At 60.3% G+C, this 24,456-nt stretch carries 16 protein-coding genes and 1 pseudogene; 6 read left to right on the top strand and 11 right to left on the bottom strand.

What is annotated here, in order from left to right:
• Positions 1-45: 45 nt before the first annotated feature.
• The 3 genes from RGM2987_RS22815 to RGM2987_RS22805 are packed head-to-tail and all read left to right on the top strand — an operon-like array spanning position 46 to position 4,825.
• Positions 46-2,400, top strand: coding sequence for an FdhF/YdeP family oxidoreductase (locus RGM2987_RS22815; RefSeq protein ID WP_245145071.1), 2,355 nt, complete (start codon positions 46-48; stop codon positions 2,398-2,400).
• A 25-nt stretch (positions 2,401-2,425) separates the two neighbouring features.
• Positions 2,426-3,802, top strand: a complete 1,377-nt coding sequence (locus RGM2987_RS22810) for a cytochrome ubiquinol oxidase subunit I (protein ID WP_245145070.1) — start codon at positions 2,426-2,428, stop codon at positions 3,800-3,802.
• Between the two features lie 9 nt (positions 3,803-3,811).
• Entirely contained in the window at positions 3,812-4,825 is a 1,014-nt protein-coding gene (locus RGM2987_RS22805) for a cytochrome d ubiquinol oxidase subunit II (RefSeq protein WP_245145069.1), read from the top strand.
• A gap of 4 nt (positions 4,826-4,829) precedes the next feature.
• Here RGM2987_RS22805 and RGM2987_RS22800 read toward each other — a convergent pair.
• Positions 4,830-5,159: pseudogene (locus tag RGM2987_RS22800) on the bottom strand (AraC family transcriptional regulator ligand-binding domain-containing protein); the annotation flags it as partial.
• Here RGM2987_RS22800 and RGM2987_RS22795 point away from each other — a divergent pair.
• Positions 5,157-5,318, top strand: coding sequence for a hypothetical protein (locus RGM2987_RS22795; RefSeq protein ID WP_245145127.1), 162 nt, complete (start codon positions 5,157-5,159; stop codon positions 5,316-5,318). The pseudogene RGM2987_RS22800 and the gene RGM2987_RS22795 overlap by 3 nt on opposite strands.
• A gap of 16 nt (positions 5,319-5,334) precedes the next feature.
• Here RGM2987_RS22795 and RGM2987_RS22790 read toward each other — a convergent pair whose 3' ends face one another.
• From RGM2987_RS22790 to RGM2987_RS22760, 7 genes are all read right to left on the bottom strand, one after another.
• A complete protein-coding gene (locus tag RGM2987_RS22790) occupies positions 5,335-8,532 on the bottom strand; it encodes a M10 family metallopeptidase (protein WP_245145068.1) in 3,198 nt (1,065 codons plus the stop codon).
• A 128-nt stretch (positions 8,533-8,660) separates the two neighbouring features.
• Positions 8,661-9,968: a TolC family protein gene (locus RGM2987_RS22785; RefSeq protein WP_245145067.1), complete on the bottom strand. Its 1,308-nt coding sequence runs from the start codon at positions 9,966-9,968 to the stop codon at positions 8,661-8,663.
• Position 9,969: 1 nt separating this feature from the next.
• Positions 9,970-11,289: an HlyD family type I secretion periplasmic adaptor subunit gene (locus RGM2987_RS22780; RefSeq protein ID WP_245145066.1), complete on the bottom strand. Its 1,320-nt coding sequence runs from the start codon at positions 11,287-11,289 to the stop codon at positions 9,970-9,972.
• Positions 11,290-11,305: 16 nt separating this feature from the next.
• Positions 11,306-13,021 (bottom strand): type I secretion system permease/ATPase, encoded by a 1,716-nt coding sequence (locus tag RGM2987_RS22775; protein WP_245145065.1) that lies wholly within the window; start codon positions 13,019-13,021, stop codon positions 11,306-11,308.
• 227 nt (positions 13,022-13,248) lie between these two features.
• A complete protein-coding gene (gene fabF, locus RGM2987_RS22770; RefSeq protein ID WP_245145064.1) occupies positions 13,249-14,535 on the bottom strand; it encodes a beta-ketoacyl-ACP synthase II in 1,287 nt (428 codons plus the stop codon).
• 53 nt (positions 14,536-14,588) lie between these two features.
• Positions 14,589-17,669, bottom strand: coding sequence for an efflux RND transporter permease subunit (locus RGM2987_RS22765; protein ID WP_245145063.1), 3,081 nt, complete (start codon positions 17,667-17,669; stop codon positions 14,589-14,591).
• Positions 17,666-18,775 (bottom strand): efflux RND transporter periplasmic adaptor subunit, encoded by a 1,110-nt coding sequence (locus RGM2987_RS22760; RefSeq protein WP_245145062.1) that lies wholly within the window; start codon positions 18,773-18,775, stop codon positions 17,666-17,668. The genes RGM2987_RS22765 and RGM2987_RS22760 overlap by 4 nt, the downstream gene beginning before the upstream one ends.
• 220 nt (positions 18,776-18,995) lie before the next feature.
• Between RGM2987_RS22760 and RGM2987_RS22755 the strand changes: the two genes are divergently transcribed.
• Together RGM2987_RS22755 and RGM2987_RS22750 are read left to right on the top strand one after the other, a co-directional pair.
• Positions 18,996-20,453: an efflux transporter outer membrane subunit gene (locus RGM2987_RS22755; RefSeq protein WP_245145061.1), complete on the top strand. Its 1,458-nt coding sequence runs from the start codon at positions 18,996-18,998 to the stop codon at positions 20,451-20,453.
• A 142-nt stretch (positions 20,454-20,595) separates the two neighbouring features.
• Complete coding sequence (locus RGM2987_RS22750; RefSeq protein ID WP_245145060.1) at positions 20,596-21,381, top strand: SDR family oxidoreductase; 786 nt, start codon at positions 20,596-20,598, stop codon at positions 21,379-21,381.
• Between the two features lie 58 nt (positions 21,382-21,439).
• Here the strand turns inward: RGM2987_RS22750 and RGM2987_RS22745 are convergent, their stop codons facing one another.
• The 3 genes from RGM2987_RS22745 to RGM2987_RS22735 form a co-directional block, all read right to left on the bottom strand.
• Positions 21,440-22,711, bottom strand: coding sequence for an outer membrane protein transport protein (locus RGM2987_RS22745; RefSeq protein ID WP_245145059.1), 1,272 nt, complete (start codon positions 22,709-22,711; stop codon positions 21,440-21,442).
• A 50-nt stretch (positions 22,712-22,761) separates the two neighbouring features.
• Complete coding sequence (locus RGM2987_RS22740; RefSeq protein ID WP_245145058.1) at positions 22,762-23,541, bottom strand: thioesterase family protein; 780 nt, start codon at positions 23,539-23,541, stop codon at positions 22,762-22,764.
• 224 nt (positions 23,542-23,765) lie between these two features.
• The gene (locus RGM2987_RS22735; RefSeq protein ID WP_245145057.1) at positions 23,766-24,386 is read right to left on the bottom strand and encodes a TetR/AcrR family transcriptional regulator; all 621 of its coding nucleotides are present in this window, start codon (positions 24,384-24,386) and stop codon (positions 23,766-23,768) included.
• Positions 24,387-24,456 lie beyond the last annotated feature (70 nt).

The raw sequence follows: 24,456 nt of genomic DNA, 5'->3' as shown, positions 1-24,456 counted from the left end.
CACTCGTAACGTTTAGACACAAATAATGACGAGGCGAGGTCTGACATGAGGTTGATTCACGGCACTTCACATTTTCGACCTTACACCTCAGCGTCAGGCGGCTGGGGATCGGCTCATTCGGTGATGAACATCCTTTGGCGTGAGCAGGCCTTCATCAAAGGCGGCGCCGCTTTGATCAAGCAGAACAAGCCGCAGGGTTTCGCCTGCGTCAGTTGCGCATGGGCCAAGCCGGGCGACCCCCACGCCTTGGAGTTTTGCGAAAACGGTGCCAAAGCCACGGCGTGGGAACTGACGTCGTTGCGCAGCAGCCCAGATTTCTTCCAGGCCCACTCGGTGACCGAACTGCGCGACTGGACGGATTTCGACCTTGAGCAGCACGGCCGTCTCACCCATCCGATGCGTTACGATGCCCAGTCCGATCACTACGTAACGACGACATGGGAAGAGGCAGCCAACGCTATCGGCAAACAGTTACAGGCACTGAGCCCGGACGAGGTCGTTTTCTATGCGTCAGGGCGCGCCTCACTCGAAACCTCATTCATGTATCAGCTTTTTGCCCGCGCCTATGGCACGAACAATCTCCCCGACAGCTCCAACATGTGCCATGAAAGCACCTCGGTGGGCTTGCAAGAAAGCATCGGGGTACCTGTCGGTACGGTCACACTGGCAGATTTCGAGCACACCGATTGCATCTTGTTCTTCGGACAAAACGTCGGCAGCAACAGCCCACGCATGCTCCACCCGCTTCAAGAGGTGCGCAAGCGCAAGGTTCCGATCATCACCTTCAACCCCCTTCGCGAACGCGGGTTGGAGCGCTTTGTAAACCCCCAGTCACCTGTCGAAATGCTTGGCCCGAAATCGACCGCCATCAGCACGCAGTATCACCAGGTGGCTATCGGTGGCGATACCGCGGCGGTCATGGGCGTCGCCAAGGCGCTCCTCGACATGGAAGAACGGGCCAAACAAAGCGGCGAGCCGAGTGTCCTGGATCACGATTTCATCACGCAACATACTGACGGCTTCACCCGCTTTGTGGACCAGGTACACGGTTATTCATGGAATGAGCTGGAACAGCGATCCGGGCTGACTCGCAGTGCAATGGAGGCTACAGCCACGGTTTACGCGCGCAGCGAAAAGGTGATGATCGTTTACGGCATGGGCATGACCCAGCACAGACACGGGGTCGGCAACGTACAGATGCTGGTCAACTTGCTGTTGCTACGCGGCAACATAGGTAAGCCCGGAGCTGGCATCTGTCCCGTACGAGGTCACTCAAACGTACAGGGACAGCGAACCGTAGGGATTACCGAGGACCCTGCAAAGGTCCCCAAGGACAAGCTGGAGGCCTTGTTCGGCTTCACTGTTCCTGAGCGCAAAGGGCTGACGACAGTAGACACTTGCGAGGGGATTCTTGATGCAAGTGTGAAGGGCTTCATCGGGCTCGGAGGCAACTTCCTGCGCGCCGTACCTGATACCAGTCGAATGGAGCCCGCGTGGGCAGCGCTTCGCCTTAGCGTACAGATCGCCACCAAACTCAATCGCACGCACTTGGTACCCGGCGAACATACCTGGCTGCTGCCGTGCCTGGGAAGAATCGAGATCGACCGGCAATTGGGCGTTGAGCAGGCGTACACCACCGAGGACAGCACCAGTTGCATTCGCGGGTGGCGCGGCAACGCAGAACCGGCCAGTGAGCAGCTGCGCTCAGAGGCGGCAATCATTGCCGAGTTGGCCAACGCTACGCTTGGTGACACCGCTACTATCCCATGGCTGCACTGGCGGCACGACTACGCCCTCGTTCGCGAAGCCATCAGCAAGGTTTATCCGGAAATCTTCCATGATTTTGAAGCGCGCATGTGGGAGCCCGGTGGGTTTCATCGCCCCCTCGGCGCAGCTCATCGTCAATGGGCTACGCCTTCCGCAAAAGCCCAGTTCATCACCCCGGAAACGCTCGACGAAGACGACGATGTCTCAAAGGGCGAAGCGGGTCGGGACGTTCTGCAACTGATGACCCTGCGCAGCAACGACCAGTTCAACACGACGGTCTATGGCTACGATGATCGCTTCAGGGGAGTGAAAGGTACCCGCAAAGTCGTGTTCCTGAACCGCAATGACATTGTGCGCCTGGGCTTTGCACCGGGTGCCTGGGTACGCTTGCGCACGGCCATCGAGCCAGAAGTCAGGCGCGAAGTCGGGCCATTTCAGATCATCGCCTATGACATACCGCAAGGATGCGCTGCCTCCTACTATCCTGAATCCAATCCGCTGGTCCCTCTATGGCATTACGCCAAGCGCAGCAAGGTTCCCGCTGCGAAATCAGTGCCTGTCATCTTGATACCGGCTCAACCGGATGCCGATGATCTCGACCAAGCGGTCCCCGAAACGGACCAGGTCGTATAGAGGGCTATCGAGCAGAGGAACCGATATGGACAGTGTTGAGTGGGGACTGATGGCGGCGCGAACCCAGTTCGCGGTGACCATCAGCTTCCATATTGTGTTGGCGGCATTCAGCATCGGTCTGGCGAATTTCCTTCTGGTACTGGAGGCCCTTTGGCTGTGGCGCAAAGAGCAGATGTACCTGGATATCTACCAGTACTGGCTGAAGATATTCGCCCTCAATGTCGCCATCGGTACGGCCTCAGGGCTCATGCTTGAATATCAGTTCGGTCTCAACTGGTCGCGCCTCTCCACCCAGGCGGGAGAAATCCTGGGCCCCCTGATGTTTTACGAAGTGATGGCCGCGTTTTTTCTTGAGGCGGGTTTTCTCGGCATTATGGTGTTTGGCATGAAGAAGGTGGGACCAGGCCTGCACTTCTTCGCCACTTGCGCGGTGGCCGTCGGCTCCATCATCAGCGCATTCTGGATCCTGTCGGCCAATTCCTGGATGCATACCCCCCGTGGCTTCGGCATTGGCGCCGATGGCCGATTTGTCGCGCAGGATTGGTGGGCAATCATATTCAACCCCTCTTTTCCCTATCGTTTCACCCATATGATGCTCGCGACCTTCCTGGCCACCGCCTTTATGATCGCGGGGGCGAGTGCGTGGCAGTTGCTACGTGACTCGACCAATCTGCGTGCCCGAGTGCAGTTTTCGATGGCGCTGTGGGCAGTCGCAGTGTTGGCACCTGTGCAAATTGCCGTAGGCGACCTGCACGGCGAAAACACCTTGAAATTCCAGCCGCAAAAAGTAGCTGCGATGGAAGGTGCGTGGACGCGTCCAGCACCCGGAGCCGGTGAGCCCCTGCGTTTGTTTGCATTGCCAGACATGGCCGAGCGGCGGAATCATTTCGAGTTGGCGATACCACGCATCGCCTCGCTGTACCTGCGTCATGACCTAAGCAGCACGATCAAACCGCTGACTGAATTCGCGTCTCAGGACATTCCCCCTGTTGGGGTCGTGTTCTGGGCCTTTCGCGTGATGGTCGGGCTGGGGTTACTCATGCTCGCGCTGGGGATCACCGGCCTGGTGCTGCGCTGTCGAAACCGCTTATACGGCACGCGTTGGATGCAGCGTTGTTGCTTGCTGATGGCTCCGGCCGGCTTCATGGCCATGATCAGTGGTTGGGTAGTCACGGAAGTCGGCCGACAGCCCTTCACGGTCTACGGCTTGCTGCGGACGGCGGACAGTGCGTCAGCAGTCTCCAGTGACCAGGTCATTGGTTCCACGGTTACGATTCTGTTTTTTTATCTAGTGGTGTTCGGCATCGGTTTGTGGGTATTGCTGCGCATTCTGCATCAACCGGCCAAGGCAGGAGAGCAAGGGCCGCAACCGACGCTTCCTGACGAAATCGGCAGGTCATGAGGGACGCCTATGCTGGACGGTGACGTGATCATTCTGCTTTCAGCTGCGACGCTCGCATTCTCAGTGCTCAGCTACGTCTTGCTCGACGGTACCGACTTGGGAGTGGGTATTCTGTTGGGACTGACGCCGTGCGCAAAACAACGTCGTGCCATGGCGGTGTCCATCTTGCCCATCTGGGATGCGAACGAAACGTGGCTTGTTTTGGGCGGCGGAGGACTGCTGGCATTGTTCCCGCAGGCGTATGCCATTTTATTACCCGCGTTGTACGTGCCGTTTATTGCAATGTTCCTGGCATTGGTCGTCCGCGCGATGGCATTGGAGTTTCGCGACTATACCGATAACCCCAACATCAAGCGGGGCATCGACACACTACACCTATGCGGATCGTTGATCGCTGGGGGATGCCAAGGCGCGGCTTTGGGAACGCTGGTGCAAGGCATCTGCAACCAGAACGGGCAATTCAGCGGAACAGGCTGGGAGTGGGTCAGCCCTTTCGCCCTGTACTGCGCGGGCGTGCTGGTCGTCGGTTATGCGTGGCTGGGAGCGTGTTGGCTGTATTGGAGAACCGAAACAGCGTTGCAACAAACGTCGCGCAGGCAGGCACAACTGCTGTCTGTCGCCACGCTCGTGCTGATGGCCGTGTTGCTCATCTGGACGTCCACGCTGAACCCAAACTACGCACAGCGGCTTTCAAGTCCCGTCGTAATGTATTCAACAATCGGGGCGGGTCTCACGGCATTTCTTGCTTTTTGGACCAGCTTTCGAGGCGGCCATGACCTATTGCCGCTGATCTGCGCGCTCAGTCTATTTGTACTGGGGTTCGCACTGATGGTGATTACGATTTTCCCACTGATCGTCCCGCCCCACCTCACGCTCCAGGCGGCTGCCTCCAGCGCGACCAGCCAGACCTTTATGCTGATCGGTTTTGCCCTGCTGATGCCGGTGACCTTCTTCTACAACACGTTCGGCTTTCGTGTTTTTAGCGGGAAAGTTCATTCGGCGAAGGTTCAATTGCCAGAGTAGGCCGGCGCAGGCGCTGGTGGACTTGCGACGCCAGGCCGTGCTGGTTGCGAAAACGGATCACCAGCCATTGCGGTGCGGTACGCAGAAACGATTTCAGCGAGGCCAGGTCCTGAATCACCGGTAGCCGCAGGCAGTCACTGGCGAATTCGATTTCCGTGTGGTCAGTGCCGAAAGTCAGGTTGGTGCCCCAGAGCAGTGCATCATCACGCAGTGACAAGCGCTGATGACGAAAATCCGCACGGTCAATGGGAATTCGTCGCCCGCCCAGCCAACACAGCAGGCTGATGATCAACACCAGAAACATTTCTTCGCCCTGCCGGCTGAGCTCAGAGTGGTCAAGGGCATCCACATCATCGGCTGGATCCACATGCAGCACAACGCCCGCCCCAAGGGCGATGCCGAACGCACCACCCTGCCCATTGCCGGCGACGACGCGGTCGCCAAGGACGTCGTCGGGCGCTTCATCGATTTACCTGTCTGGCGCTGCCTGTGAACCCGTGGTTGCCTTATCAGACAATCAGGTCGGCGGCAGTCAGACTATTGACCCCTACCAACTGGATCTCGAAATCCGCCCCCAGGTCACCGTTGACGTTTGCGTAGAGTACGTGATCGACGAAACGCAGTTGGCCTGCGCCGGTGAATTCATTCGAATCGATGAAACTGAACCTGTCGATCAATGGCGTCTGGGCATCGGCGTCCAGTGTCAGATGGATTTTATCGCCCTGCAGGCTGCTGAAGTCGGAAATGGTATCGCTTGTGCTGCCCTTGCCCAACTCGTTCAACGCGGTGAACAGGAATCGGTCGGCGCCTTCGCCTCCTATGAGCAAGTCAGTGCCGATGCCGCCAAGCAGGACATCATTGCCTGCACCGCCCTCGAGCCTGTCGTTTCCTGCTCCGGCATCCAGCACGTTGTTGCCGCTGTTACCGGTCAGCACGTTATTCAACGTATTGCCCACACCGTTGATGGAGTCTCCGTCGGCCAGGATGAGGTTTTCCAGATTGGCGCCCAGCACCCACGTCACCGAGGAGCGTACCGTATCGATTTCAGTAGCCAGGGTGCTGGTTTCGCTGACGCTGTCCGTCAAGTCGTTCACCACGTAGACATCGTTGCCAGTGCCGCCAATCAGGATATCGCTACCCCCGACGCCATTCAGTACGTCGCTCCCCGCTCCACCGCTGAGCACATTATTGCCGGCGTTGCCGATCAACACGTTGTTCAAGTCGTTGCCGGTGCCGTTGATGTTGCCCGCGCCGGTCAGCGTGAGATTTTCCAGGTTGGCGCCCAGGCTCCAACTGACTGAGGAAAGCACGCTATCGATTTCACTGGACTGAGCAGTGGTCTCCGTGATGATGTCCGAGACATTGTCGACCACGTAGGTGTCGTTACCGGTGCCGCCGACCAACGTATCGATGCCGCTACCGCCGTCGAGCACGTTGTTGCCGGCATTACCGATCAAGACGTTGTTCAAACCGTTGCCGGTGCCGTTGATGAGGCCTGTTCCCAGCAGCGTCAGATTCTCCAGATTGGCGCCCAGGCTCCAGCTCACCGAGGTCTGGACCGTATCGGTTTCACTGGCTACAGCGCTGGTTTCGCTGATGATGTCGGCGAGGTTGTCGACCACATAGATATCGTTGCCGATCCCGCCGATCAAGGTGTCGGCACCGCCGACGCCGTTCAGTATGTCATTGCCCGCGCCACCGATCAGCACGTTGTTGGCAGCGTTACCGATCAGGATGTTGTTCAGGTCATTGCCGATGCCGTTGACGAGCGCAGCACCGGTCAATGTGAGATTTTCCAGGTTCGCCCCGAGACTCCAGTTCACTGACGAGCGCACGGTATCGATTTCGCTGACCAGGGTACTGGTCTCGCGGACGGCATCCAGCGCGTCATCGACTACATAGGTATCGTTACCAATGCCTCCAACCAGAGTGTCGTTGCCACCGACGCCATTGAGAATGTCATTGCCAGCCCCGCCTTCAAGCACATTATTGGCGGAGTTGCCGATCATCACATTGTTCAGGGCGTTGCCAATACCGTTGATCAGACCCGCACCGGTCAGCGTGAGATTTTCCAGATTGGCACCCAGGCTCCAGTTCACCGAGGAAAGCACCGTATCGACTTCACTGCCCAGCGTGCTGGTCTCAATGACCGCATCCGCGGGGCTGTCGACCACATAGGTATCGTTACCGGTGCCGCCGAGCAGCCTGTCATTACCCGCGCCACCGTTCAGGACGTTGTCGCCACTGTTGCCAGTCAACTGGTTGTTCAAATCGTTGCCAATGGCGTTGATTGCATTGGCACCCGTCAACGTCAGGTTTTCCAGATTGGCGCCCAGGCTCCAGCTCACCGAAGCGTGAACCGTATCGATTTCCCCGGCCTGGGTGCTGGTTTCACTGATAATGTCGGCGAGGTTGTCGACCACGTAGGTGTCGTTGCCGGTGCCACCGATCAGCGTGTCGTTACCAGCGACGCCATTGAGAATGTCGTTGCCTGCGCCACCGCTGAGCACGTTGTTGGCTGCGTTGCCGATCAGGATATTGTTCAGGTCGTTGCCGCTGCCATCGACGGGCGCAGCGCCGGTCAGCGTAAGGTTTTCCAGATTCGCGCCCAGATTCCAGCTCACAGAGGAAATGACCGTGTCGATCTCACTGGCCAGGGTACTGGTTTCGCTGACGGTGTCGCCCAGGTTGTCGACGACGTAAGTGTCGTTACCGGCGCCGCCGGTCATGGCGTCCGCGCCGCCAAGGCCGTTGAGCACGTTGGCCAGCGCATTGCCGATCAGCGCGTCGTCATTGTTCGAGCCGATCGCGTTTTCGATCTTGGCGCCGAAAGCTATCGCCAGCCCTTCATTGAACGCGGTTTGTGTGGAGAGATCGGTGAACGCCTGGCCGATCTTGCTGAACTGGCCTTCATTGAGGTTGATGCGCACCACGCCGCTTTGGTTGCTCGCGTCAATCGTGTCAATGCCGCCTGCGTCCCAGATCGTCTCGAAAACCGATTGTCCCGCCGACCAGCTATAGGTGTTATTGCCGGTCTGCCATTGAGTGTTGGCCCCGTAGAGGCTCTGGATGGCCGCAATATCCAGGAGCATGGGCGTCGTTGGCTCGTAGGAGTACGGCGTGTTGTAACTCATGATGGTGTTGCGCACATCATCCAACTGCGGAGCTAGCACCGTGGAATTCGACAGGCCTGGGGAAAACGGGTGCTTGAGACCCAGGGCATGGCCGATCTCATGCATGAAAACCAGATAGTCGTAAGTGCCCTTGACCGGATTCGGGTTGTCAGTCACTGGACCGAGCCAGACATCGCCGCCGCTTGGGGCGTTATCGGGAAAATAGCCCCAGGCAGCGGTATCGCTGTCCATGTCCAGGTAACCACCGAATCGCAGATCACCGACATTGGTCGAGGTCTCGCTGACCTGGGTGAACTTGATGTTGGCAACCGATCCCCATTTTTCCACAGCGCTGATAACGCCGGTCTGCTGTGCCGGCGTCAGGATGTAGGCGGCGTCAGGCTCATCCATATCGCTGTAGTTGACGTAAAAACGCGAGTTTTCGTTGACGAAGCTGTACGTCAAGGGCGTTGTGTACGTGCCGGTGGCCCAGCTATTGCCCAACCAGTAGGTGCCAAACAGCAAGCTATCGATTTGCGCGTTGCCGGTCAGCGTGGCGGGCGAGGAGAATGAATAACCAATGGGACTGGGCATGAAAAGCTTCCTGTGAACGAACTGTGGCCTTCCTGAATGCGGCCACTACAAAAGGGTTATTTTGCCTGAGAAACAACAGCGGTAACATCATTTGGCCATTATTTTTTTGTAGCCTGGACACAATCTAACTAAGGTGTAACAAGCCATTCGTTGGCCTTTTGGATATCTCCATCTCCCAATCTTCCGCTCCAGCGATGCAGCACAAGCAAACTGGTCACGAAACTGTACTGCGATTGGTAGAAATCACGCCGCGCGCGAAACTCGTCCTGGATGCTGTCGAGCACATCGACGGCATTCTTCACGCCATACCCGAACGCCTTCTCGGTGGCCAGCCGCGACTTCTCGGCGGACTCCAGCGCACGACGCGTTGCCTTGATTCGACTGAGCTCGGCGGACATGCCGAGATAGGCCGTGCGAGTTTCCTTGATCACCTGACGTCGCAAGGCTTCCAGCTCCTGTTGGGCAGCCTCCTTATCACTCTGCGAAGCCGATACCCGGGCGCTGGTGGAGCCACCGCTGTAAAGCGGCACCTGCAAATCAAGGGACGCGATGAGGTTTTCCGAGCGCGGCGTCAACGTGCCTTCATAGCCGATATCGCTGCGTTGCGCCGTAAGGTTCAGGCCCAGCCGGGGCAGATGACCTGCCTTGGCTTCACCGATAGCCGCTTCTGCGGCACGAATCCCGTGCTCGCGGGCATGCAGGGCCGGGTTGCTGTCGAGCGCCGCCTGCACCCAGTAGTCCTGCGCTTGCGCCGGCAGGCTGAACGCCGGGTTTTCGCCGATGCGCTTCAAAGGTTCCCGGACATCACGCCCGACCAACTCGGAGATGGCTTCGCGGCTGATCTGGACCTTATTGCTAGCCTCGATCTCGTCGGCCTTGAGCGCATCCACTCGAGCCTCCAGATCAAGTGCATCAGTCACCATTGCCATTTGGCGCGCATACAAGGCGTTGATGCGCTTGAGGTTACGCTCGGTCGCTTCCAGCTCACTGCGCACCAGGGCCAATTCGTCTTCCGCTGCAAGAACGGCAAAGTAGCGCTCGGACAGGTCAATGTTTGCCTGCACCACGGTGTCAGCGGATTGATCGGCGCTTTGCCGGGCAAGCTCGACGTATCTCTGATAGCTGCGCCAGACCTGCGGGTTATAGATCACCTGATTGAGGGCCATCGCCACGCGCTTGCCGTTGTACTCGGTACGGCTCAGGTCATCGTCACGCCGGCTACGGTTGACACTGCCACTGGCGTTGAGCTGCGGTAGGAGCTGACCAAAAGCGGCTCGTTCATTACTCTCACCGCTGCGATTCAGGGCCTGGGCACGCAGGATGCGCGGGTCGGCCCCCTGGGCCTCCTGATGTAACTGCCACAGGTCGATATAAGTAGCGTCAGCCAGGGCCCCCAGCGGTACGGCGAGTAGACACATTGCGATCAGGAACTTCATGTCAGTCCTCGATCAGCGAACGGGCGAATGCATTGCTTGCCGGCTGCATCAGGTACTGCAACAGCGTCCGCTCCCCCGTATTGATCAGCACTTCGGCTGGCATCCCCGGCACCAGGGTCAGATTACCCAACATCTTGCGTCCCTTCTCGGTCAGGGATACGCGCGCCAGGTAATAGGCGGTACCGGTGTCGTTGTTGATCAGGCGATCGGCGGAAACCTGCACCAGTTGTCCCTCAATGACCGGAGTGGTGCTGCTCTTGAACGCACTGAAACGAATGCCCGCCAGTCTGCCCGGCGCGATACGGTCGATGTCCAACGGCGATACCTGCGCCTCGATGAGCAGCTCTTCGTCGGCCGGGACGATGTCCAGCAGCGCTGTGCCCGGGCTGACCACCGCTCCCAGGGTGTGCACGGTCATGCCCATGATCATCCCTGATTCCGGCGCGACGATATCAGTGCGCTGATCGCGATCCTGCAGAGTGGCCAGGCGCTCGCGCAACTCATAGACCTTGGTCTGGGCATCGCCCAGCAGACCGGCCACTTCGCTGGCGAAGTCTTTCTTCAACTGCAATATCTTCAACCGGGCCTCGTCGATATTCACTCGCGCCCGTGCACTTTCGGACTGGCTTTCGGCGATCTCCGCCTGTAAGCGAGCGAGGCTGCGCTCCTGTTCACGCAGGCGCTGTTTGTCCACGTAGCCTTCGGCCAACAGTGCACGCAGGTCAACGATCTCCTCCTGATAAGAGGCTACCAGCATCTGTTTGCTGGCGATGATGGCCTTGAATCCGCGAATCTGCTCCTCGATTTGCCCGATGGACTTTTCCTGTAGGCCAACCTCTCCTAGCAGCGAGGTCCGTCGGGTCTGGAAAATTCGCACCTCGCTGTCACGGGCTTCGCGTACGCGCGGGTCGGTCGGGTCCAGAGAAGCAACGGCAGGAGGCTCGGGCAGCGAGTCACGTTCAGCCACCAGCCGGGCCTGCAACTCGAGCGCAGCGATCAGTTGGCTGCGCATGGCCTCCATTTCCGAACGGGCCTGGGTATTATCGAGTACCAGCAACACGTCGCCGGCTTTTACCTGGTCGCCATCGTGCACGCGCAGCTCGCGCACGATGCCGCCTTCGAGATGCTGTACGGTCTTGCGGTAGCTCTTGACCGTGACCACGCCCGGCGCCAGCGCCGCACTGTCGAGCGGAGCCAGAGTCGCCCAGCCACCGAACAGGCCAAAGGTCACCAGCAGCATGAGGTAACCGATGCGCCTTGCCGGCAGGTCATTGATGGGCAATCCGGGCATTTCGGCGGATGAGTGTCTATTGCTTTGCATAAGGTACATCCGCTTCTTACGGTTGAATCGCAGTGATCGGCTGGGCTGCGGCCGTGGCGCCTTGCAGCCGCGTCAGGACCTTGTCTCGTGGCCCGAAGAGACTCAGCTCGCCGTGATTGAGAACCAGCAGTTTGTCGACCTGCGCCAGCACCCCGGACCGATGCGTAATGACAAACACCGTGGTCCGGTTCTGCCTGAGTCTTTGCAACGCCAGGGCGAGCATCTTCTCTCCGGCGTCATCGAGATTGGAGTTCGGCTCATCCAGCACCACCAGGCGCGGCTCACCGTACAGGGCGCGAGCCAGCCCGACGCGCTGGCGCTGACCGCCGGACAATCCACCACCATTGGCGCCGATCAGCGTGTCGTAGCCATCGGGCAGTTGCAGCACCAATTCATGTACGCCAGCCATGCGCGCGGCCGCGACCACTGCAGTTGCATCCATGGGGCCGAACCGTGAAATGTTCTGGCCAACGGTACCCTCGAACAACTCGATGTCCTGGGGCAGATAACCGACGTATTGGCCCAGCTCGTCCCGGCGCCATTGACTGATGTCCGCGCCGTCCAGACGCACGGTACCGGCAAGGCTTGGCCAGACTCCGAGCAGAGCCCTGGCCAGGGTCGACTTACCGGAGCCACTGGCTCCGACAATACCCACGACTTCGCCCGGCGACACTTGAAAATCGATGCCGCGGATAATCGGCTTTCGACTGTTTGGAGCCCCTGCCGCAAGACCTTCGACGCGGATGGCCCCCTCTGGCGCAGGCAACGCCATGCGCTCGGGTTCGGCGCCGATCCTGATCAGAAGCTCGTGCAACCGGGCATATTGTGAGCGGGCGCCCAGAAAGCCCTTCCACGCGCCGATCAACTGGTCGATAGGTGCCAGCGCGCGCCCCAGCAAAATGGAGCCGGCAATCATCAACCCGGATGAAATCTCGTGCTGGATCGTCAAGTAGGCACCCAGGCCCAACACCAGCGATTGGACAATCTGGCGCAATGTCCTGGACGCTGCTGCAATGCTGCCAGCGCGATCACTGGCCAGGCTTTGCAGGACCAGGACCTTGTGGTTCTGGCCGCTCCAGTGCTGGCGCAGGCTTGCAAGCATGCCCATGGATTCGACCACTTCGGCATTGCGCAGGCTTTTGTTGATAAAGGCAGTGGCCGCCATCTGCTCACGGTTGGCAGCCTGTAGCGGTGCATGGGTGAGTTTTTCATTGGCATAGGCCAGTGCGCCGAGCAGCACGGCACTCGCCACTCCCATCCAACCGTACCAGGGATGGAAAATGAACATCACGCCCAGGTAGATAGGGATCCACGGAGTGTCGAAAAATGCAAACAGACCGTTGCCGGTCAAGAACTGGCGCAAGGCACTCAGGTCGCTCAATGGCTGGGCGCTGGCGTTCATCCCACAGGAATTGATCGCCTGCTTGAAACTGGCATCGAACAAACGCTGGCCCAATAACATGTCCAGGCGAGTACTGACCCGCACCATGATCCGCGAACGAACCCACTCCAGGCCACCCATTGTCACCATCAACAGCAGCATGATCAGCGTGAGCATCAACAACGTGGACGGGTTGGCGCTTCCCACCGCACGGTCGTAAACCTGCAGCATGTAGAACGAAGGGACCAACATTAGCAAATTGACAAAGAAGCTGAAAAAACCGACTGAGAAAAAACTGCCCTTGCATGCAGCGAGGGCAGTTTGCAGTTCGGTCCTGGGATGGGCTGACATGGTGCTCTACCTGAGGGCCGACGACTCGAACCTGAAAAACCTGAGAAATACTGGCGCGCGGATGCCCTGATTTGAACAGGACACCTGATTTGATGCGCTCGCGCAACCGGATCTACCGCGCTGTATCGGCAGGTTCGCCCGACTCTTGAGGCTTTAGGCAGCTTTGAGATGAACATTGGAAAAACGGGCCGGCGGTAGGCTGGCCCTGTCTTGTCCCAGACTTGCGATCAAGCCTGCCAACGGCGAAACAGTACGCTGGCATTGACCCCACCAAACCCAAACCCATTGGACAGCGCATGGGTAATCGGCATCGTCCGGGCCTTCAACCCGACCAGATCGAGCCCGTCGGCGGCCTCATCAGGGTTAAGCAGGTTCAAGGTGGGCGGCACGACCTGGTCACGCAGGGCCAGCACGGTGAAGATGGCTTCTATTCCCCCCGCCGCGCCCAGCAGGTGCCCGGTGGCGGATTTGGTCGAGGTGATGGCAACGCCCGCGTCGCGCCCGAATACGGCTCTAATTGCCGCCAGCTCGCCGCTGTCGCCGACCTGGGTCGAGGTCGCATGGGCATTGATATGCTGCACATCAGCCGGACTGACCCCGGCCTGGCGCAACGCCTGCTCCATCGCACGCCGGGCGCCGTTGCCGTCTTCGGGGCCGGCCGTCAGGTGATAGGCATCGGCACTGGTGCCATAGCCGACCAATTCCGCCAGAGGTTGGGCGCCCCGCGCCAGGGCGTGCTCCAGCGACTCGATCACCAGCAACCCTGCGCCTTCGGCCATGACGAAACCGTCGCGGTCACGATCAAAGGGACGCGAGGCTTGCTGTGGGCGGTCGGCAAAACCGGTGGAAAGCGCCCTGGCCGCCGCGAAGCAACCCAGGGTCACGCGGTCGATGGCCGCCTCGGTGCCGCCGCAGACGGCGATGTCCGCCTCCCCGCTCCTGATCATCCGGGCCGCATCGCCAATGGCCTGGACTCCGGCAGCGCAAGCGGTGACCGGCGCACCCAGCGGGCCTTTGAGGCCGTGGCGAATGGACACGTGCCCGGCCGCCATATTGGCAAGGAATGCCGGGGCCGAGAACGGTGACAGTCGACGCGGCCCTCGTGAATCAGTGGTGCGAATGGCGTCGGCAATCGCCCCAAAGCCACCCACGCCCGATGAAATGATCGTTGCGGTCCGCTCCTGGTCGGCGGTTTCAGTCGGATGCCAGCCGGCCTGGTCCAGGGCCTCTTGCGCCGCCACCAGGGCGAACTCAATGAAGCGGTCCATTTTCTTGCGGTCCTTGGGCGCGATGAAACGCTCCGGGTCGTAACCGGCCACGGCATCCTCTTCCAGGGTCGGCACCTGGCCGCCGACCGCGACGCCGGTACCCTCGGTGAACGCTTCGGGCAGGTTGCGGATACCGGAACGTCCGGCCAGCAACCGTTTCCAGACTTCCTCTACGCCACAACCCAGGGGGCCGACGACGCCGACACCCGTGACTACGATGCGTGTGTGACCTGCTGGAGTACTCATAGAAACCTCTTCATTTCTGTAGACGCTCATTGGAGCGGCAAGCGATCGATCGCTTATGCCAGCTTTACTGTTTCAGTTTGCACGTTCCTGGCCGGACGGATCTTGAACCAGATGGAATACATGGCCGGCAGGAACACCAGCGTCATGATGGTCCCGACAAACGTGCCGCCGATCAGGGTGTAGGCCAGCGTTCCCCAAAAGACCGAGTGGGTCAGCGGGATAAACGCCAGGATCGCTGCCATCGCGGTCAGAAGTACTGGGCGAGCCCGCTGCACGGTCGCCTCGATGACCGCATGGAACGGGTCCAATCCCTCTTTCGCATTCTCGTGGATCTGCCCGATCAGAATCAGTGTATTGCGCATCAGGATTCCCGACAGCGCGATCAATCCCACCAGCGCATTGATGCCAAACGGCTGGTTGAAGATCAGCAGCGTCGGCACCACACCAATCAACCCCAGCGGCGCAGTGAAGAACACCATGAGCATGGCCGAGATCGAACGCACCTGGACGATGATGATCAACAGCGTCAGGGCAATCATGATCGGTACCAGCGGCACAATGGCCTTGCCGGCCTTACCGGACTCCTCGATGGCCCCCGCCTGCTCGATCCGGTAGCCGTCGGGCAGCGTGTCGATGATCGGTTGCAGTTGCTTGATGACGGCGGTCGATACGTCCGGCGGTTGCAGGCCTTCGGCAATGTCGCCGCGTACGGTAATGGTCGGGGTCCGGTCACGGCGGCGCAGGATCGGATCCTCCATGCGCACGTCCACTTCGCCGACCTGAGACAGCGGAATCCGCTGCCCCGCCGCACCTACCAGGGTGAAGCCTTCGATCCGGGCCGGATCGAGGCGGATATCGCCGGCGGCGCGGCCCACCACCTGCACCGAACGGATGTCCTCGCGAACCGCCGTGATCGGCACCCCGGCCAGGAGGAATTGCAGTTGCTGGGCGACCGCGCTGGAGGTCAGCCCGACCGCCTGCAAGCGGTCCTGATCCAGGTTGAAATGCAGCGTCGGCGTCAACGGGCCCCAGTCGGTGTTGGCGGTCCTCATCATCGGGCTGGCTTGCATCACGTCCTGTACGCGCGCTGCGATCTCCCGCAGTTTCGACGGGTCAGGTCCCATCACCCGGTAGGCCACCGGGAAGGGTGAGTACGGACCAAAGACAATTTGCGTCGCCCTGACCCGCGCCTCCGGGGCCAACCCTTCAGCCACGGCCTCGCGCAGACGGAATTTGAGGGTTTCCCGTGCTTCCTGACTGTCGGTGAGCACCACGATCTTGGCGAACGATGGATCCGGCAGTTCCGGCGCGATCGCCAGGAAGAAGCGCGGCGCCCCCTGCCCGATGTACGCCGTGATGATTTTGGCTTCCGGCTGTTTTTGCAGCCACGCCTCGACCTTGGCAGTGGTGGCGCTGGTCTGCTCGATGGAGGTGCCGTAGGGCATCTGCACTTCGATCATCACTTCAGGGCGGTCCGAGGTCGGGAAGAACTGTTTTTTCACCAGGCCCATGCCCAGGATGGCTACGACAAACAAGGTGATGACCGTGCCGGCCACCAGCCATTTGCGCGCGATCACCCGCGTCAGGGTCCGCCGGAAACGGTTGTAGCGCGGCGTGTCGTAGATGGCCGCATGGCCACCTTCGACCTTCTTGATCTCCGGCAGCATTTTCACCCCCAGGTAGGGGGTGAACGCTACCGCGACCACCCAGGAGGCGATCAGGGCGATGCCGACGATCCAGAACATGTTGCTGGTGTACTCACCGGCGGTGGACTGGGCAAAACCGTTGGGCATGAAGCCAATCGCCGTCACCAGCGTACCGGACAGCATCGGTGCGGCCGTGTGGCTCCAGGCATACGCCGAGGCCTTGATCCGGTCGTAGCCCTCCTCCATTTTCACCACCATCATTTCGATGGCAATGATCGCGTCGTCCACCAGCAGCCCGAGGGCCAGGATCAGCGAGCCCAGCGTGATCCGGTCAAAGTTCTTGCCGGTGGCCGCCATCACCACGAACACAATGGCCAGGGTCAGGGGGACGGCCGCCGCGACCACAATCCCGACGTGCCAGCCCATGCTGATAAAGCACACGACCATCACCACCAACAACGCGACGAAGAACTTGACCATGAACTCGTCGACTGCCGAGTTGATGTTCACTGCCTGGTCGGTGACCTTGGTCAGCGTCATGCCCAATGGCATGCCTTCATTGATTTTGCTGGTCTCTGCATCGAGCGCCTTGCCCAGGTCCAGGCCGTTCCAGCCCTCGCGCATGATCACGCCGAGTAGCAACGCCTCTTCGCCGTTGTTGCGCACCAGGAAAGTGGCCGGATCTTCATAGCCGCGCTCCACCGTCGCCACGTCCGAAAGCTTCAACGTCCGGCCCTGGATGGCCAGCGGCGTGTCGCGGATTTTCTCCAACTTATCGAAAGCGCCATCCACCCGCAGGAAAACCTGTGGTCCGTTGGTTTCAATGGAGCCTGCGGGAGTGAGCACGTTCTGGCTATTCAGCGCGGCAAAGATGTCCTGGGGCGAAACGCCCAGGGTCGCCAACCGGTCGTGGGAGAAGGAAATGAAAATGCGCTCGGCCTGCTCGCCGATGATATTGACCTTCTTCACGCCCGCCACGTGCAGCAGCCGCTGGCGCAATGCCTCGGCATCACGCACCAGCAGCCGCTGCGGCTCGCCCTTGGCCTTGAGGGCAAACAGCGCGAACGTCACGTCCGAGTATTCGTCGTTGACCAACGGCCCGATCACGCCCGCCGGCAACTTGCCGGCCTCGTCGTCGAGCTTCTTGCGCGCCTGGTAGAACTCTTCCTGCACCTGGGAAGGCGGGGTACGGTCCAGCAGCGAGACCATGGTGAAGGCCAGGCCAGGTCGGGTGTAGGTTTCCGAGCGGTCGTACCATTTCAATTCTTGCAGGCGCTTCTCCAGCGGTTCAGCGACCTGATCCTGCATCTCCTGCGCCGTCGCGCCCGGCCACGCGGTGATGACGGTCAGTTGCTTGACCGTGAACGGCGGATCTTCCGCTCGGCCCAACTTGAAGAAGGCCAGGGTCCCGGCGACAGCAATCAGGAAAATCAGAAACACCGTGATGGAGCGCTCACGCACCGCGAGGGCTGAAAGATTGAGGCTCATTGGCGGCTCCCGGCGACCTTCACATCGTTTTGTGGAAGCAGCCTGACCGGCTCGCCTTCACGCAGCAGATGTGCGCCCAGGCCAATGATCTGTTCGCCGACGTTGAGGCGACCGGTGACGCGTGCAGCGTCGTCGCTCAAGCCCAGGACCTGCACTGGACGCCAAGTGACTTTTGCCGGTTCGCCGTCGATAGCCCACACGCCGGTGCCATTGCCCGGGTCGTACAACGCAGCAATCGGCACTTGCACCACCTGCCCCTGAGTCGCGCCTTCGGCGATGCGCAGTGTGACGGTCGAGCCCAGCGGTGCATTGGCCAGGGCACCTTCGAGCACATAGCGGGCTTCAAAGGTGCGGGTCACCCGGTCAGCCGAATCGGACAGCAACCTCAGTTTCGCGGCGACCGCCCCGCTGGAGCTGCCATAGAGCGTCGCCTGGGCGCTGGAGCCGACGGCGGGCCGCAGGGTTTCGGGCAGTTGCACGACGGCTTCGCGCTGCCCGGCGCGTGCCAGGCGAACAACAGGCTGACCGGGGCTGACGACCTGCCCCGGCTCGGCCAGCGTTTCCATCACCACGCCATCGGCGTCAGCGACGAGCACCGCGTAGCCGGACGCATTGCGGGCCACATCCGCTTGCGCCTCGGCGGCACTGAGTTGGGCCTTGGCGGTATCGGCAGCAGCTTTGATCTGGTCGTAGCCCGACGCCGAAATCGCCCCGGCGGCCACCAGCTCGCGATAGCGCGCTTCATCATCGGCGGTCTGCTTGGCCCGAGCGCGCGCAGCCGTGACCGCTTCTTGCTGGGCTCGCGCCTGCAATCCCAGGTCGATCGGGTCCAGACGCATCAAAGGCTGGCCCTTTTTAACGGTCTGGCCGGCATCCACCAATCGCTCCAGCACCTTGCCGGACACGCGAAAGCCCAGGTCGCTCTGGACCCGGGCCGCCACGACCCCGGTGAACGAACGCGCGCTGACGGACGAACCCTGCACCTGCGCAACCCTTACCAGAGGGGCAAGCGTGCGCGGATCGGTGGCGGTGGATGAGTCACCACACGCCGTGAGGACGAGCGGCAACAAGCAGGCGGCAAGGGTGACAGGTCGGAGCCGGAGCATAGGTTCCCTTTATTGAGCAGAGGACTGGGAGCTCATTCTTACGCCTGTGACCAATACTGTCAATGGTCACTAGTTGAGGTTTCATTCCTCTCCCGTGTGATCATCTACAAATCCTTAGTAAATAGGGCGCCTTGGATCCATACAGTCGTGCTCACCACCAATTGACAGGTTGTGACCATACTATAATATGGTCACCAATATCGATTCCGAGGAAACCTCAATGCCCCCCTTTCGCCCCCTTGCTCTTTTAGTAGGCGTCAGCTTGATGGCCGGCTGTGCGGTCGGTCCGGACTATCAGCGCCCGGACGCTGCGCTCTCGGATCGGTTCCTGGGCCAGCCTTCTGTTGAACAAAGGCACGGCGCGACTCAGGCCAGCCTCACAACCTGGTGGGAAGGTTTTGGCGACCCGGTACTAAACGATTTCATCGCCAAGGCCCTGGGGCAGAACCTCGACCTCGCCCAGGCATCGGCTCGCGTGGCCCAGGCCCGGGCCGGCCTTGGCGCAGCCAACGCCGCCCTGCTGCCCTCGGGGAACATCAGCGGCCAGGCCGCACGCGCCTATCAATCGGTCGAGACGCCGCAGGGCCAGATGCTCAATTCGACGCCTGGCTTTGATCGATACGGCAATGCCTACGAGCTGGACCTGGGCGCGAGCTGGGAACTGGATGTCTTTGGTGGCCTGCGACGCGGGCGAGAAGCTGCGTTGGCCGAGTACCAGGCCTCCGAGGCCGGCGCCGCCGCTACCCGGCTGGCCGTCGCCGCGCAGACTGCGGACATCTACGTCACCCTGCGCGGCTTGCAGGCACGGCTCGACATTGCGAACCGCCAGATCAAGACCCAGCAGGAGCTGCTGGAGAAAGTCCAGTTGCTCTACAGTAAAGGCCTCGCCGCCAGCTATCAGGTCCGCCAGACCGAGGGCGCGCTTGCCCAGGTCCAGGCAACGGTGCCCGTCCTGCAAACCGGCCTGGATGCCGCCATGAATGCATTGGATGTGATGCTCGGCACCCCGCCAGGCACCCATCGCCAGCAGCTGGCCGAGACCGGCAGCATTCCCCTGCCCCCGCAAATCAGCGGGATGGGAACGCCGGCCGACCTGCTGCGCCGCCGCCCGGATCTGATCGTCGCCGAGCGCCGTCTCGCCGCCTCCAATGCCCGCATCGGTGAGGCCATCGCCGAGTACTACCCGAAATTTTCCCTCAGCGCGTTGCTCGGCAGTGCCACCTCCGTTTCGGCCGGGCATTTGTTCTCCGGTGGTGCCAGCCAAGCCTCGGGCGCGCTGGGTCTGCGCTGGAGACTGTTCGACTTTGGCCGCATCAACGCGCAGATCGACCAGGCCAAGGGACAGGAAGCCGAAGCGCTGGCTGCCTACCGCCAGTCTGCGCTACGGGCCACTGAGGATGTCGAGAACGCACTTTCCGCCCTGGTGAACCGAGAGTCCCAGGCCACCACGCTGACCGCAGGCGAAGCGTCACTGACCGAAGCGCGCCAGTCGTCCTTCATCGCCTATCAGAAAGGCGCCGCCAGCCTGATCGACGTGCTCAATGCCGATCAGACGCTGCTCCAGGCTTCCGATGCCCGGGCGCAAGCACGGACCGAATCGGCCAGAGCAGCGGTCGCGACCTTCCGAGCGCTTGGCGGCGGCTGGCAAGCGCCACAGCAGCCCGTGGCGATTAGATGATCTGCCATGAACATCAAGCCCTCATCGCGAGCAGGCTCGCTCCCACAGGGTTAGCGCTCGTTCCCTGTGGGAGCGAGCCTGCTCGCGATGAGGCAATCACAGTCACTGTTGTTTTCAATCTTTACCACCGGAGTCCAGCAACATGAAAACCAACGAAAACTCCTGGGTGCTCATCACAGGCGCTTCCAGCGGCTTTGGCGAGGAGTTCGCCCGGCAATACGCAGCACAGGGAAAATCCCTGGTTCTGGTCGCCCGCAGGCTCGACAAACTCGAAGCGCTGTCGAAAGAACTGCGTGAGCGTTTTGGCATCGAGGTGATCAACGAACAAGTCGACCTGTCTTCGATTCCGGCAGTCATCGAGCTGCACAAACGGCTGGCTCAGCAGGGTATTACGGTCGATGTGCTCATCAACAACGCCGGCCATGGATTGCAGGGCTCGTTCGTGGACCACGCCGTTGACCAATCCCTGTCAATGATCAATCTGGACATCGCCAGCCTGACCACCATGACTCGCCTCTTCGCCGCGGACATGCGCATCCGCCGCCGCGGCCACATTCTGCAAGTCGCCAGCGTGCTGTCTTATCAGGGCGTGAAAAACTTCGCGGTTTACTCGGCGGCCAAGGCCTATGTGCTTCGCTTTTCCGAGGCGTTGCATCAGGAACTCAAGGGCGACGGGGTCGTCGTGACCGCGCTGTGCCCGGGCCTGTCGGACACCGGATTTGTGCAGGGCGCCAGGCAGAAACTCACCCCAGCGCTGAAGATGGTGATGATGCAACCCCAACCAGTGGTTCGCGCCGGCATCCGCGCGCTGCAAGCCGGGCGCATGAGTGTCGTACCCGGTTTAGGCAACAAGGCGATCACGGTGCTGACCTGGGCCACACCACGTTGGCTTCACCAACGTATGATGGCCAATGTCATGGGTGTATGAGTTGGGATGTAGCAAAGGGCCGGGAGCCCCGCTGGCTCCCGACACACGCCATATTGCGTTAGAAGCGATAGCTGACTGAAGTGCCGAAACCGCTGGCACTGTTGCGGTATTTGGAGCTGTACGACCCACGAGCCGCAGAGGATTGATCGACTCGCACGCTCTCTTCCTGCAAGTACGAATAAGCCACGTCAATCGTGACATCTTCCACCGGCGTCCAGCCCGCACCGAAGCTCAGCACCGTCCGGTCTCCGGTCGGAATACGCGGTCCTCGGTTGGTGTTGTTGGCCGGCGACTGGTCGACCGTCAAACCTGCGCGCAACACCCACTGGTTGTTCAGTTTGTACGCCGCGCCGATCGCGTGAGCCCAGGTGTCATGCCAGTTCTCTTCTTCGGTGACAGTACCCAGCGCGCCACTGAGCAGAGGCGGCAAGCCGGAGTTCTCGATGGTCAGCTCCTTGAAGCGACTCCAGCGTGTCCAGGTGCTACCCAGGTACAGGGTCCAGTCATCATTGAGCTGATGGGTGAGCGAGAGATCAACCGACTCCGGGAGGTCCACATCCAGCGACGCATCGTAGCTACGCCCACTTACGCCTACTACGCTGAAAATCCCGCCGGTGAGCTTGGACTTGGCATCCAGGTGATAACTGACCTTGGAGTGATAAGTCAGTCCCAGACGGGTCTGATCCGTGGCTTGCACCAGGATGCCGGCATTGAAGCCGAGCGCCGTATCATCGCCGTTGCTTTTCAGCTTTCCATCATTGCTGCCGGGGCTCAGAGGATTGGGCACCATCCCGGTGATCTCACCGCTGATGCGGTTGATGGTCGGACCGAACCCGATCGACACCTTGTCGTTAAAGGCATAACTGACGGTGGGCTGGAACGTCAGCGTCTGCACCTCGCTTTTATTGCCGTAGTAACGCCCGGCAAAGTCGCTGCCGTAATCGGTGATCAAGCCGAACGGTACATAGAAGCCAACGCCGACCGCCCAGTGTTCATCGACGGGCTTGACGTAGTAACCCATCGGTATCGTGGAGGTCGGCACCATGTCGCCGTCTTCCCGGCCACCGAAGGTGCTGCGGGTCTGGCTGATATCACTTTTGGCAAACAGTGTCGCGGCCCCCACGCTGACCTGCTCTTTCTTCAAGCGAGACATGCCGGCCGGATTGCCGAAGACCGTGCTTGCATCTTCAGCTGAAGAAGAGCGCCCGGCAAAGCCCGATCCCATCCCGCTGACGCTCTGTTCGTTAAGCGCGAAACCGCTTGCCAATGCCTGGGAAGTTGCAAGCGCAACGGCGAGCCCCAAGGGGGCCTTGAGTAAGATTTTTTTCATTGTTAGAACTCTAGGAACAGTCGCTTAGGTTGTGGAACAGTGTTTTTGTACTAGGTAAAAATCGCTACGGTCTGACGCGCCCAAAGTACTCGCCGACCGCTTTCGTCCCAGACCTCCATGTCCTGTAGTGAATAGCCTTCCAAGGCTTGCTGACTGAAAGAGCTGATGAGGAACCACTCGCCGGTAACGGCCGGCTGCGGCAGATCGATCGTCCATGACGCCGAGCTGATGGCAGCCGGTTCGGTGAAGCACGTCATGGCTGCGGGCGGCAGGCTGTCAGCCAGTGCAATCAATGCCACTGCGGGATCCACCCCTTGGGCATCCAAATGGCGGACCCACATCAATAATTCAGGATTTTGCGCACCGGACACCGGCAGCGAACCGCCTGCGGGGCGCATTTCGAAGTTGAAGGCGCAGGCGGGCGCAATGCGGTTGTCCAGCTCCAGCGTGGTGTACCGCGACGGCCCCTCTACCAACGGGCATCCCCACGCCTCATGGGTAATTCTGCTGGCTCGTGGTTGAGCGAACAGCAAGGTCGTGCGCAGCGCCAGCTCATCACCGGACTTACAGTCGACCGACACCGACGTCACCGATCGACCTTCGCGCAACACGCTGGTATCGAACGTCTGGGGCTGCGTGACCGGACCTATGAAGGACACCTGCGCGGATTTGAACGGCGGGAAGCCCTTCGGGCGTTCGCGCAGCACCGTCTCCAATGACAAGGCCGCAGACAGGCCGCCAAAGATCGTCCGCCCCTGCTGCCAATTGGCCGGAGAAACAAACGGCACGCTGGGATCAAATTGCGCCAGCACCTGAGCAAAACTGGTCATGTCCACACGCTCCAATTGCACTGAATCTGCGCCCGGAGACGGAACGAATGTAGTTGCCGATGCGTACTCATGGCGATCACTCAAAAGCCGATACGTCATATTTATTCATGTGACCATTTGTGTCAACAGTCACCAGCAAGGCAAATAGAGACCCATCAGTCAGATACAGACCGAATGCAAGAGAAGTCGTTGAGCGGGTATGGCTGCAACCAGCAGCCCTACCCTCAGGGCATCAGGCTACGCAGGATGAGATTCGCGGTCAGCGTCGGCGCAACCTCGACGTGATCGAGGCTGTACTGCAGCAGCAGAGGATTGACGAAAGGCCGAAGCGTCAGGTGGATCGATTCGACGGTTTCATCCAGGGGCGTCTTGCGCTCGAACTCACCGCTCTCGCGCCCTTCGCGCACCACCTGCACCACGAACTGCTTGATTTGCCCGTCATATACCTGGGAGCTGGGCCAGCGCTCCGATGCGGAGAATGCGGCAATGTCATAGAGCTTGCGATCATTGAAGAACAGGTCGATTCCGGTGGTAATCAGGGTCTTGACCAGGCGGCGAAAGCGCTCTGTCGAGGAGAGCCCTTGCTCGTTGACGGCCTCTTCCACAGCCTCCACGATCCTTGCAAGACAGCCGGCGCAAATGGCCTCGCCAATCGCCTGCTTGGAATCGAAGAACTTGTAGATATACGCCTTCGAGAAGCCGATGGCCTTGGCCAGGTCGGACACCGTGGTCTTGGCGTAACCGTATTGACTGAAATGCTCTTTGGCCGCCGCGACAATCTGGTCGCGAATGTCATGATCGGCAGGGCCGCGAGTGCTGGGCGTAGGTGCTGGTGACTGGTTCATGGGGGCAGCTTACGCATCCCGGCGGGCGATGACAACTTGTGACTACTTATGAATACCGTCACTAAGCAAC

The organism is Pseudomonas sp. RGM2987 (assembly GCF_022952855.1).
In the GTDB taxonomy this organism is placed as follows: Bacteria; Pseudomonadota; Gammaproteobacteria; order Pseudomonadales; family Pseudomonadaceae; genus Aquipseudomonas.
The sequence above is the reverse complement of the archived record's forward strand: the minus strand, read 5'-3'. Positions and strand labels throughout refer to the sequence as shown.